Genomic DNA, 11,749 nt, shown 5'->3' with positions numbered 1-11,749 from the left:
GGTGTCAACGCCGGCCTACGCCGGACTGTCGGGTGTCGGTTGATTGTCCAGTCGTCTTCGTATCCGCCGCACACCAGGGGCCTGTGATCCTGGCAGCAGCGAGCCTGGATATCTGCCATGCGGATCGCTCGCGCCCGTCTCGAGGTCTGCCGCCAACTCCTGGAAATCGGCCCGAATGCGGCGGTCCAGGCGGTAGGGGTCCGACGAGAGGCGGTATCCGAGGATTCGGCGTAGGCGGGCGAGCTCCGCGCGCACCGTCACTGCTTTCCCGTCGTTTCCGTACAACTCCTCGGCCAGTGTCGCCGCGGTCAGTCCATCAGGGTTGGCGAGCAGCAGCACCACCAGCTCGCTGTGCCGGAGGCTGAGTTCATGAACGACCCCGTCCAACCACAGCACTGCGCGGTTACGGCCCAGCGCGCTCACTCGTGGGACTTGGTCCCCGGATCCGTTGTTCGGCAGAGCGTGGACGGAGAACGGTCCGCCTGGCGAAAGTCGTTCGACGACTACCCGACGTCCGTCCGGCAGTCCGGTCTCGCCCTCGACCAACGGTACGGGCCACAGCGCGGGCAGCCAACCCGATGGCGCCGAATACAGCACTCGTCCCTCTTGCGAGATCAGAGCGCCTTGGTGGCCGACCCGGTTGAGCACGCGGTCGAGGTAGCGGGTGAGTATCTCGGCATCGCGTTGCCTGGCGAGATCACGCAGATGCGCCTCCGCGAGGCGCGCCGCCGTCGTCACCAGTTGCAGCGCCAGCGCACTCGTGTTGCGGAGCTTGCAGGTGACATCGACGACACCGATCACAGCGCCATTGGCCGGATCTCTGATCGGCGCCGCCGAGCAGGTGAAGTCCGCGGCGACCGACAGGTAGTGCTCGGTTCCGCGGACTTGGAAGGCTCTGCCGAGCGTCAGGGCGGTGCCGACACCATTGGTACCGGCTTCGGCTTCGTGCCAGCGTGCCCCCGGGACAAGATTTGCCCGTTCCGCCACATGCCGGGCCGCGGAATCACCTTGGACCCACAGCAAGTGGCCGTCCGCGTCGCCACCGAACAATACGTGGCCGGGCTCGAACGCCGCGCTCTCCAGGTTCGCGAACAACAGCGGCCACACCGAGGCCATCCGATGGTCCCTGCGCCAGGTTCGGACTTCGTCCTCGGTCAAACCGACATCGGGTAGATGTCGGTCGGGGTGCAAACCTCGACGTTGTGCACGATCCCACGAGGCGCGTACGTCCGCCCGGATCAAGTGTCCCTGCTTTGTCACCAAATGCGTCTGTTTCATGATATTCCGGTCGGCTCGGGAGGTCCCGTTGGTCGCCGCGCTGGGGCGTTCGTGGCGTCGAACCAAGAGTATGCACTTCGTCAGGGTTCTGACAACGTGTTCCGCTGCGCTGCAACGTTTATGCAACCCCCGCCCCGCGCCTTGGCCGCGCGACGGCAGGCAACGCATCGTGTGAGCGGAAGTCACTTCGCCCGAGCTGGAGGTCGTTGATGCCCTATCTGGAACTGCCGGATGGTGTGCCGATGTACTACGAAGACCACGGTGCCGGTCGTCCCGTCGTGCTTATTCACGGCTGGACGATGAACACCACCTTCTGGGCACAGAATGTGCCCGCCCTGTCCGAGGGAAATCGGGTGATCACTGTCGACCTCCGTGGGCACGGCGCCTCCGGGAAGACCGACGACGGCCATACTCTCGCGCAGTACGCACGGGATATCCGTAGCCTGTTCCAGCATCTCTCGCTCGATGACGTGAGCCTGGTGGGCTGGTCGATGGGTACCGCGGTGATCCTCGCCTACATTCAACAGTTCGGGTGTGATCAGCTGCGGTCGGTGGTTTTCGTCGATCAGTCACCGCGTTTCCTCGACGCGGTCGGGTGGGATTTCCCGCTCCAAGGTGGCTACAGCCATGACGACCTCGCGATATTCGTGCAAGCGGTGAAGCACGCTCGCCCGACGGTGGTCAAGCCGTTCATCGCCGCCTGCTTCGCCGAGACGCCACCCGACGAGGTGATCGACGCCGTGTACGCGGAGACCATGAAAATGTCGACATCGGCGGCCTGCGCCATTTGGTATGACATGGCCTTCGCGGACTACCGTCCGGTCCTGCACGCGGTCGCCGTGCCAGCACTGCTGATCTATGGCGCGCAGAGCAAGATCTTCCCCGGTCCGCTCGACGAATGGCTTGCCGCGCAACTGCCGAACGCGAAGGCGGTGCGGTTCGAGCACAGCGGGCACGCGCCGTTCTCCGAGGAACCGGAACGCTTCAACGAAGTTCTCGCCGAATTCCTCTGAGTTTCTCCTGAGCTGGGCTGGGCGTACTGCCTTGCCCAGCTCTATTGTTCGAATGCTCTGGTATTCACCGTATTTCCTTTGTGTTCGGTGTGCGGCGCCTCGATGATCCGGTCGAAGCAGGGGTTCTGCGCTCCACACGATCGAACGGCACGGTGCGAGGTCGACCATCTCGGATGGCGTTGAAACGATTCCGTCGCCTCAGAGCGGGTCTGCCGGTCGGGTCGTTCGTATACCGTCCGCAGTACTGCACTGGCTTCCGCGTTGATCCTCTGCCCAAACGAGACGCCGAATCGTTCGTTTGCGACTCGTGCTGCGCGACCACTAGATGCGCTTAATCTCCCGCGTGGTCGGCTAGGCCGATGGCAGACATATCTCTCCGGCGGGCGCGGCAGGTCCGCTTCGTGCGCTGATTCCGCCTCGCGCCGCTATGGCCTTGTGACAACCGCCGGGGTGGTCAGCACGCAGCGGGTGCCGCGATAGATCGTCGGCATGCACTGGTTGCAGTGGGTGCACAGCGAGGTGGCGTTCGCTTCGTCGCGCAAGCGGTGGACCAGATCCGGGTCGTGCAACAAGGCCCTGGCCATCGCGACGAATTCGAAGCCGTCGGCCATGGCGGTGTCGATGGCCGCGCGGGAGGCGATGCCGCCCAACAGCACCAGCGGTAGGTCGAGTTCGGCACGGAAGCGTCGTGCGTCGTCGAGCAGATAGGCATCCCGATACGGGTAGGAGCGCAGGAACCGCTTGCCGACCAGGCGGATGCCCCAGCGCTGTGGCGGGGGGAACGCCGCGGCGAACTCGCGCAGCGGTACATCGCCGCGGAACAGGTACATCGGGTTGAGCAGTGAGCTGCCGACGGTCAGTTCCATGGCGTCGAGGTTGCCGTCTTCGGCGAGCCATCGCGCGACGTCGAGGCTTTCGTCCAGCCCGAATCCGCCACGCACGCCGTCGTCCATGTTGAACTTCGCCAGTACCGCGATCGTGGCGCCGACCTCGCGGCGCACGGCATCGGCGGTCTGGCGGGCGAAGCGGGCGCGGTTGGCGAGCGAACCGCCGTACTGGTCCGAACGTTTGTTCAGCGCCGGGCTCAGGAACGAGCTGATCAGGTAGTTGTGCCCGAAGTGCAGCTCGACGGCGTCGAACCCGGCCTCGACGGCCAGTCGCGCGGCGTCGGCGTGCGCAGTGATGACGCGTCGGATGTCGGCGTGCGTAGCCGCATGGGTGAAGCGCATGTCGATCGGGTTGAAACGCTTTCCCGGCGCGAGCGCGGGCGCCCGATTGGAGGCCGCGTTCGCGACCGGGCCCGCGTGGCCGAGTTGCGCGGAGATCGCGCCCCCCTCGGCGTGCACCGCATCGGTGAGCCGTCGCAGGCCTGGGACTGCGTCGGGGCGCATCCAGATCTGGTGGCGGTCGGTACGGCCTTCCGGAGCGACCGCGCAGTACGCGACCGTGGTCAGTCCGGCGCCGCCCGCGGCGACGGCGCGGTGGAACTCGATCAGCTCGTCGGTGACCAGCGCATCGGGTGTGCGTCCCTCGAATGTGGCCGCCTTGATGATCCGGTTGCGGAGACGAACCGGTCCGAGCTGGGCGGGCTGGAACGCGTCGGGCGGCTGGTGTGGCATATACCCACACTAGAACGCGTTTCAGTTCGACGTGTTCGATTCGGCGCGACGGAAGTGGCTTGACTCACAATGAGAACCTGTTCTAATTCTTTACATGCGCAGATTTGACGGCCGCCGTGTGGTGGTCACGGGAGCGGGCTCCGGCATCGGTCAGGGCATCGCCCTTCGGCTGCTCGACGAGGGGGCGCAGCTGGTCGCCGCCGATATCGACGTGTCCGGGTTGGCGACCACCGCGGAGAAGGCGGGCGACGCCACCGGACGATTACGGACGGTCGAGGTGAATGTCGCCGACCCGGTATCGGTGACCGCGGCGGCCGGACAGGCGCAGGAATTCCTCGGCGGTCTGGACGTGCTGGTGAACGCGGCGGGCATCCTGCGGCCCGCGCGCACCCACGAGATGCCGCTCGAGGTGTGGAATCAGGTGATCACGGTGAACCTCACCGGGACCTTCCTGATGACCCAGGCCGCACTGCCCGCGCTGCTGGACACCGGACACGGGGTAGTGGTCAATATCTCCTCGACCGCGGCTTTCAACGCGGCGCCCTACCTCGCGGCCTACGCGGCGTCCAAGGGTGGCGTGAACGCCTTCACGCACGCGATCGCATTGGAGTACGCGAAGCAGGGCCTGCGCGCGGTGAACATCCTTCCCGCCGGCATTACCAGCGGCATCACCACGAAATCCATACTCGACCAGCCGGAGGGTTTCGATCCGAAGCTGTTCTCCCGATTGAGCGGTTGGCTCAACGGCGGCGCGCTCGGCAGCCCGGAGGACATCGCCGGGGTAGTCGCCATGGTGGCCTCCGATGACGGCCGCTACATGACCGGAACCGAGATCCGGGTCGACGGCGGCGCGCTGATGTAGATACGCGGCCCGTCGCAAACCCCGATCACCAGTCGGCCACCCGTGCGGACAACCCTGACGAGTTCGAAGCTGGTCAGCGCAGAAATCTAAGGCTCGATGCCGGTCCGCCGCCGCGCCCGCGACGCAGGCCGTTGGTCCGGGTATTGCTCAGGGCGTGTGTGATTCGCGCCGTGAGGCGCGGCTTTGGTACTTCACGCCGGGGAATGGAAGCTACGCGCCGTAGGCGTGCTGTGTGGCACATTCGATAGGCTGTCCGCCTGGTCAGGCACACCACGCAACAAGTAGGCGCGAGGGCCTGTTCGAACCAGTTGTGGCAGAGATCGGGCTGTGACCTGCTCGGAATCTCGAAATGAGCTGCTGCGCAACGTGAGTACGCTACGAATGGGCGACCGGGTACTGAATCCAGGCTGTTGCGAACAGCTTTCGCCAGGCATTGGTCCGAGGATGTTCCTTCCCGAGGCGAGATCCCGACCGTTTCGGTGGGCTGGTATTCGTAGCGAGGCGGACTCGCGCCGTATTGAGCGCGACCAGGTCGGCCTCGCCCGATGTGCGTAGTCGGCTGGTCAGCATGGTCGGGGCAATACCGAGGTTGCGTTTCGTCCGCGCCCAGATCCCGTCGAGCGCATCTCGCATGATCAGCGGTGTCCACAAACCGCCGACGTGCTCGAACGGCGTAGGCAAGTCCACGCTGCTACGGCTGCTTTCCGGGTCTACGAACCCTTGCGCGGCAGCGCGCATACGCGGGCGGGTTGGCTCCCGCGACCGGGCAGCCCTTCCCCTGAAAGCTCCCGGCTGATCGCCGACCGGGCTAGCCCCCGTGCCTGCACTGCCTTGAAACCGCCACCGTTGCGGCTCCCCACCCCCACCACCCCGCAGCTGCTGCCCCTACCCGTTGAGAGTCGCCGCCGGTAGTCGAATGGTGGTTGACCTGGTGCCGTATCGCCGCCATATGACTGCGTTGATAAGTCGGGGGATGGGACGGTTGTGGCGGTCATCGGGTGGCGGTAGATCACTGTCTGGGCTGGCGGATGGCCGTGGGATGTCGAGCGTGACCGGCGCTCAGAACTGGGGCGGATACAGCGTGGGGAGTGGTCGGGATGCTTCGGTTGGGTGACGGGGTAATGGTCACAGCCCCCCGGCGCCGGCGTCGACAACTATCTCGCCCATCGAGACCAGCCGCAGCGCCAGGTGGTGGCCGAGTCTCTCAGCGTTTCGCACGGCCTACCCGCGTTCGGGCCGTGGCCGCGCCCATGTCGGCAGCCTCCGATAACCGGCAAAGTTCGCGTCGATACGAACCGACACTAGGTCGGAATTGTTGGTGGATCGACCGCTGTCGCGGTGTGGCTGGACTTGTACGGATCGACGCCGATCAGCATCCTCGGATTCGGTTCCTCGTCTCATCGGGTGGGAACCCGCGGCACGCAGCAGTTTGTCGTCACACCTCTGTCGAGTTGGATCGTGAACGGAGACTGCATCACGGGGCGAGCCAACCGCGAGGGCGACAAACGGGTTCACGAATCGGCCCGGCGGGTCTCCTGCGGCACGCTACGGGCGGCTGACCTCGGCTACGAACGCCGCCCTCCAGATAAGTCGAAGGATCATTCCGCGTTGAGATCGGCTCGAGGTCAATGGTCCGAACGTATGTGGGTACGGGCTGGCTGTCGTCGTCGGGAACTAGTGCGGCAGATTGCCGGCTTCGCGCAGCGCTGAAGGTGCCGTAGCTGTCGCGCGGGCGGGCGTTCCGCGGGGGGTGACACTGTGTTCGCCTACCGGGACCACCGCGGCAGCGCGGGGAAGGCTTCGAATCGGCAGGCGGGAGGCAAGGCGGCGGAATCGGGACCTCGCTGCGCGCGTTCGGTCGGCGGGCGAGGTGTGACGTAGACCTCGTGAACCAGTGCCGCAGTGTCGATTTCGCGAGATCCGCCAGGAGCTGGGCCGCCAGTGAGGCGAAGATCACACACCTAATTATGGTTGCGGTCGAGGTGCTGACGCGACCGGTCGACGCCGGGGAACATTGACCTTTTTGCGACTTGTTATTCCGGAACTCGACAAGACGCAGGCATGGCAACGGTCGGTACATCCGAGCATGCGTCTTGCAGATTACCCCGTAAACAAACCTAGAGTATCTTTTTATTGACGCAACGATTGGCAATCAGCGCCAGCGATTGATGAACTTGCAGGTGGACGGCCAAATCGGCGAACCATTGGGCACTCTATGTGATGCTTGCAGCAAACGGTCTGAGAATTGTGTGAGACACTTCTGGAGCCCCGTGGAGGGGGGCATCACGCACCTATCAAGGGGCGTTATCCGACGGTCGAAACAGTGGTGATGTCCGCCGCCCCGAGTTAGCTGATACCGGGCGGAACACGGTGTCCGCCGGGGGTTGCTGGCGCACTGCTTTGTGTGGTTGACCTGCACGGGGAGGGTTGCGTAGGGGTAACGATTGTGTACAGTTGACGGTAACGCTGGCCGCAGCTGAGCACGACTCGCTGCGGCCAGCGGAACTCAAATGGGGGTCTTCGAAACTGATCCGTGATCAGGCGTTGCTGCGGATTGCCCGGACTGCGTAGCTCATAGTTTGCCGAATGTTGGCTACATGCCATCCGTAGTTCAGTCTATCGACCAGTTGGTGGTGCTGCCCGCTGTTCCAGGACCGCGCGACGTCCTACCCCGAACACATAGACCAGGAACAACGCCTCGGCAGCGAACCCGATCGCGACGCGTACCGGCGCAACAAGTGGACTCGGCGTCACGAAACCCTCGATGCAGCCACACAACAGCAACACCCCCACCAATCCGAGCGCCACGGTCGCGGTAGCCCTGCCCTGCCGGGCGACTGCGTCCAACCGGCTGAGCCGACCCGGATCAATCAGAGTCCAGCCGAGTTTCAGTCCCGCGCCGCCCGCGACGAACACCGCCGTCAGCTCCAACGTGCCGTGCGGCAGGATGAATCCGAAAAACGGGCCCAGCCGACCGGCGTCGGCCATCAACCCCGCGGTGACGCCCAGATTGAGGGCGTTCATGAACAGCAGCGACAGCGCGGGCAGGACCAGCACGCCGGTGAACAAGGCCATCGCCGCCACCCACACGTTGTTCGTCCATACCTGCGCGGCGAACGCGCCCTGGGGATGCTCCGAGTAGTACGTCTCGAACGCGCCGCCGGGCGCGGTGAGGTACGTGTTATCCGCCGGAATACCGAGAACCGCACGCGCCGAATCGAACCGGTCCACCCAGACGGCCGAGCCGACCGACACCAGCAGAAAAACCACGGCTGTACCGACCCACCACGGCCACGCCCGGTACAAGGCGGCTGGGAAGCGGTGCGTGCAGAAGCGGCCGATCTCCTGCCAGGTGTCTGCCCTGGTGCCGAGCACCCGACCGCGGGCACGGGCCAGCAACGCGCTCAGACCGGCGATCAACTCCGGTTCGGGGCAATGCGACTGCACCCGGGCAAGCTGCTGCGACGTGCGGCGGTACAACATGACGAGTTCGTCCGCCTCCGCGCCGGTCAGCTTGCGTCGCGTGGACAGGTACTCGAGCCGCTCCCACGCCGCCCGGTGCGCCGAATTGTATGCGTCCACGTCCATTCGGTTGCCTCCCACTACCGCCGGTCGGAAGAATGCTATCGAGATGGCTGAATTCACAACCGGCGAAGCGGTGGCCCTCGAGCTGCCGATCGCGCGGATCCCTACCAGGGCCACCGCGTTTCTGATCGACGTCGTGGTGCAAGTCGTGCTCGGATTCGCCTGCGTGCTCGCCATCGTGACCGTGCTGCGGCCTACGCGGCTGGATTCGGCCTGGCTGGACGCGATGGTGCTGGTCACCATCATCGGTGTCCTGGTCGGCTATCCGGTGATCGGTGAGACCGCATGGCGCGGGCGAACTCTGGGCAAGCTGCTGCTCGGCCTGCGCGTGGTGCGCGCCGATGGTGGACCGATCGACTTCCGGCACGCGCTCACCCGCGGCCTCACCGGTGCGATCGTCGACTTCTGGATGCTCGGCGGGTTCGGCGCCATCGCGGTGCTCACGTCGATCTGCTCGCCCACCGCGCGGCGGGTCGGCGACGTGCTCGCAGGCACCGTGGTCGTGCACGCGCAACGGGCGCTGCCGCCGCCCGCGCTCGCGGTTGCGCCCCCGTGGCTGACCGGCTGGAGCGCGCAACTCGACCTGTCCGGGTTGCCGGATGATGTGGCGTTGACGGTGCGGCAGTACCTGACCCGGTTCCGTACGCTCACTCCCGCGACACAGCACCACCTGGGCGCCGCTCTGGTAGCCGAGGTGTGCGGGCGGCTGGGAGTCGCGCCGCCGGCCGGTTGTCCACCGCTGCAGGTTCTCGGCGCGGTGATCGCCGAGCGCCAGCGCCGCGTACTGCCGCCGCCGATGTTCCAGGCATTCCCGCCGCGGCCCACGCCGCCGGGACGGGTCTTCGCCGCGACGTAGTCGTCGATCTCACGCAGAAATCCGCCCACTCGCCCCGGCATGATCGAAAGAGTTCCGAGCGCGGCCGCTGGGAAGGGCAGACCTCCACCCTCGGCCCGGGTGTCTGTTCAGGTACATAGGCAGTTCTGATTCGGTCGGCCGACGCAACAGCGGGCGAGATCCGGCGACATAGGCCCGATCTTCCGCGTGCGACTCGGCGGGCTGGGGTGCGCCGGTTTCGTAGCAGCTACACAGCGCCGGACTGCTTCAGCTCCAGGTATTCATCCGCAAGGGCCTCGGGCAGGCGCTCCGGCGGTGCGGCGATGACGGCGATACCGCTGCGTCGCAGGGATTCCTGGACCACCGCGCGTTCAGCGAGCACGGATTCTGCCGCAGCGGCGGCGTAGAGGTCGGCGACGGTGTCGCGTCGGGCGGCGGCCGCCGCGACCTCCGGGTCGGTGACCGAGACGATGAGGACCCGGTGGCGCTGCGCGAGGACGGGCAGCACCGGAAACAGGTTCTCCTCGACGGTCGCGCCGTCGAGACCGGTGAACCAGACGACCAGGCTGCGGCGGCGCGTCCGCTGGATGGCGGCCCGCACCAGGCCGGAGCTGTCGGTGTCGACGAGAGTCGGGGTGATCCCGGCCATCGCGTGCATCAGCTTCAGTTGCAGACCTTTCCCCCCGACGCCCCGCACCTCGGCCCGCGGTTGTCGATCGAAGGCCAGCAGGTCCACCGAGTCGCCCGCGGCGGCGGCGAGGCCGCCGAGCAGCAGTGCCGCTTCGATACTCGCGTCGAGTCGGGTGCCCGCACCGACCAGGCCCGCGCTGACCCGCCCGGTCTCCAACAGCAGCACCACGTGCCGGTTGCGTTCCGGACGCCAGGTGCGGACCAGGATGTCGGTGGCGCGGGCGGTGGCCCGCCAGTCGATGGCTCGCACGTCGTCGCCCGCGACGTATTCGCGGAACGAGTCGAACTCGGTGCCCTGCCCACGCCGATCGGCCAGGTTGCGGCCGTCGAGGTGTTGCAGCCGTCGGACTTTCGATCGCAACAGCCGTTCGCTGCGGAACGCGGGCAGCGCGCGCACCCGAGCGGGAACGCTGAACCTGGTTTGCCTGCCCGCCAGACCGAGCGGGCCGAGCAGGCGCACAGTGACCGGACCGGCAACCCGATCGCCGCGGTAGGTCGGGTTGAGCATGGTACGGAACCGGACCTGGGTGCCCGGCGCCAGATCCACCTGGTGGGTGCGGTTTTCGGCGCGTGCGCTGTCGGGCCAGTCGTCCCACAAAATCCCGTGCAACGCCCGGGTTCCCGTGTTCACCGCTACGAGTTCCACCCCGACGGAGCGTCCGAGCCGGACCGTGGTCAGCGACTCTCTGGACAGCGCCAGGTCGTGCGCCCGGCCTGCCATGCCGAGATCTATGCACAGTGCTGCGGCCAACGCACCGGTCAGCGCGATGACGGCAGACCAGGACGGTAGGACCACGGCGACGAGCAGGGCCGCCGCTCCTGCCGCGGCAGCGAGCCGACCGGTCACGACCACGGTTACACCGGAACCGGAACCGACAGCAGCAGCGCCGAAAGCACGCCCTCCGGGGTCACCCCGTCCAGTTCCGCCTCCGGGCGCAGTTGCAGGCGATGGCGGAGCACCGCGACCGCGACCGCCTTCACGTCGTCCGGCGTGACGAACCCGCGGCCGTTCAGCCAGGCGAACGCACGTGACGCCGCCATGAGTGCGGTCGCGCCGCGGGTCGACGCACCGTGTAGCACGGCGGGGGAGGCACGGGTGGCCCGGCATACGTCGACGGTGTAAGCCAGCACCTCTGGCGTGATCGTCACCCGGGTGAGGGCCGCGCGGGCGACGGCGATGTGGGCTGGGCCCGCGACCGGACGCAACCCGGCAGCGGCAAGGTCGCGCGGATCGAAACCCGCGGCGTGCCGCTGCAGAATGCGGAATTCGTCGTCGCGGCCGGGGAGGTGGATGTCGACCTTGAACAGGAATCGGTCCAGCTGTGCCTCCGGCAGCGGATAGGTGCCCTCCTGCTCGATCGGATTCTGCGTGGCCACCACCACGAACGGATCCGGTAAGAACAGCGGCTTCCCGTCCACCGAGACTTGTCGCTCCTCCATCGATTCCAGCAGCGACGACTGGGTTTTCGGTGGCGTGCGGTTGATCTCGTCGGCCAAGAGCAGATTGGTGAACACCGGGCCGTGCCGGAAGGTGAACTCCGCGGAGTGCGGATCGTAGATCTGCGAACCGGTGACGTCGCCGGGCATCAGGTCCGGAGTGAACTGCACACGGGTGTGTTCCAGGTCCAGCGCCGTAGCCAGCGCGCGCACCAGCAGCGTCTTGGCAACGCCTGGCACGCCCTCGAGCAGCACGTGCCCGCGGCACAGCAGTGCGAGCATCAGGTACATGATCGCGGTGTCGTTGCCCACCACGGCCTTGCCGATCTCGGCGCGCAAAGCGTGGAACGCGGCGCCCGCTTCCTCGATCGTAGGGATGTGGTTGGTCTCGGTGCGGGTCATCCGACCTCCTGTGTCTTGCGGGTGCTTG

The 11,749-nt window shown here is 66.5% G+C and carries 9 protein-coding genes; 3 read left to right on the top strand and 6 right to left on the bottom strand.

What is annotated here, in order from left to right; genetic code table 11:
- Positions 1–15 precede the first annotated feature (15 nt).
- Positions 16–1,116 carry a GAF domain-containing protein gene (locus tag AB0B25_RS00755; protein WP_357172646.1) on the bottom strand — a complete coding sequence of 367 codons (1,101 nt, stop codon included), beginning with the start codon at positions 1,114–1,116 and terminating at the stop codon, positions 16–18.
- Positions 1,117–1,487: 371 nt separating this feature from the next.
- Between AB0B25_RS00755 and AB0B25_RS00750 the strand changes: the two genes are divergently transcribed.
- A complete protein-coding gene (locus AB0B25_RS00750) occupies positions 1,488–2,291 on the top strand; it encodes an alpha/beta hydrolase (protein ID WP_357172643.1) in 804 nt (267 codons plus the stop codon).
- A gap of 425 nt (positions 2,292–2,716) precedes the next feature.
- Here AB0B25_RS00750 and AB0B25_RS00745 read toward each other — a convergent pair whose 3' ends face one another.
- Positions 2,717–3,910 carry an NADH:flavin oxidoreductase gene (locus AB0B25_RS00745; RefSeq protein ID WP_357172641.1) on the bottom strand — a complete coding sequence of 398 codons (1,194 nt, stop codon included), beginning with the start codon at positions 3,908–3,910 and terminating at the stop codon, positions 2,717–2,719.
- 94 nt (positions 3,911–4,004) lie between these two features.
- Between AB0B25_RS00745 and AB0B25_RS00740 the strand changes: the two genes are divergently transcribed.
- On the top strand, positions 4,005–4,772 hold the full coding sequence (locus tag AB0B25_RS00740; RefSeq protein WP_357172638.1) for an SDR family NAD(P)-dependent oxidoreductase: 768 nt from the start codon (positions 4,005–4,007) through the stop codon (positions 4,770–4,772).
- A gap of 375 nt (positions 4,773–5,147) precedes the next feature.
- Here the strand turns inward: AB0B25_RS00740 and AB0B25_RS00735 are convergent, their stop codons facing one another.
- Both AB0B25_RS00735 and AB0B25_RS00730 read right to left on the bottom strand, forming a co-directional pair.
- Complete coding sequence (locus tag AB0B25_RS00735) at positions 5,148–5,459, bottom strand: hypothetical protein (protein ID WP_357172635.1); 312 nt, start codon at positions 5,457–5,459, stop codon at positions 5,148–5,150.
- A 1,929-nt stretch (positions 5,460–7,388) separates the two neighbouring features.
- The gene (locus AB0B25_RS00730) at positions 7,389–8,360 is read right to left on the bottom strand and encodes a stage II sporulation protein M (RefSeq protein WP_357172632.1); all 972 of its coding nucleotides are present in this window, start codon (positions 8,358–8,360) and stop codon (positions 7,389–7,391) included.
- A gap of 43 nt (positions 8,361–8,403) precedes the next feature.
- Here AB0B25_RS00730 and AB0B25_RS00725 point away from each other — a divergent pair, with 43 nt between their 5' ends.
- Positions 8,404–9,213, top strand: coding sequence for an RDD family protein (locus AB0B25_RS00725; protein WP_357172629.1), 810 nt, complete (start codon positions 8,404–8,406; stop codon positions 9,211–9,213).
- 226 nt (positions 9,214–9,439) lie between these two features.
- Here AB0B25_RS00725 and AB0B25_RS00720 read toward each other — a convergent pair whose 3' ends face one another.
- Positions 9,440–10,735 (bottom strand): DUF58 domain-containing protein, encoded by a 1,296-nt coding sequence (locus tag AB0B25_RS00720; protein WP_357172626.1) that lies wholly within the window; start codon positions 10,733–10,735, stop codon positions 9,440–9,442.
- A gap of 2 nt (positions 10,736–10,737) precedes the next feature.
- Complete coding sequence (locus AB0B25_RS00715; protein WP_357172623.1) at positions 10,738–11,721, bottom strand: MoxR family ATPase; 984 nt, start codon at positions 11,719–11,721, stop codon at positions 10,738–10,740.
- Positions 11,722–11,749 lie beyond the last annotated feature (28 nt).

This window comes from Nocardia sp. NPDC049190 (assembly GCF_040648115.1).
GTDB lineage: Bacteria > Actinomycetota > Actinomycetes > Mycobacteriales > Mycobacteriaceae > Nocardia.
Note: the sequence above shows the minus strand (reverse complement) of the source record. Positions and strands in the feature narration are given on the sequence as shown.

What these genes read in the sequence shown, in the direction of transcription:
- AB0B25_RS00725 (WP_357172629.1), top strand. Translation starts at nt 8,404, where the DNA reads ATGGCTGAATTCACAACCGGCGAAGCGGTGGCCCTCGAGCTGCCGATC.
- AB0B25_RS00730 (WP_357172632.1), bottom strand. Translation starts at nt 8,360, where the DNA reads ATGGACGTGGACGCATACAATTCGGCGCACCGGGCGGCGTGGGAGCGG.
- AB0B25_RS00715 (WP_357172623.1), bottom strand. Translation starts at nt 11,721, where the DNA reads ATGACCCGCACCGAGACCAACCACATCCCTACGATCGAGGAAGCGGGC.
- AB0B25_RS00755 (WP_357172646.1), bottom strand. Translation starts at nt 1,116, where the DNA reads ATGGCCTCGGTGTGGCCGCTGTTGTTCGCGAACCTGGAGAGCGCGGCG.
- AB0B25_RS00740 (WP_357172638.1), top strand. Translation starts at nt 4,005, where the DNA reads ATGCGCAGATTTGACGGCCGCCGTGTGGTGGTCACGGGAGCGGGCTCC.
- AB0B25_RS00745 (WP_357172641.1), bottom strand. Translation starts at nt 3,910, where the DNA reads ATGCCACACCAGCCGCCCGACGCGTTCCAGCCCGCCCAGCTCGGACCG.
- AB0B25_RS00750 (WP_357172643.1), top strand. Translation starts at nt 1,488, where the DNA reads ATGCCCTATCTGGAACTGCCGGATGGTGTGCCGATGTACTACGAAGAC.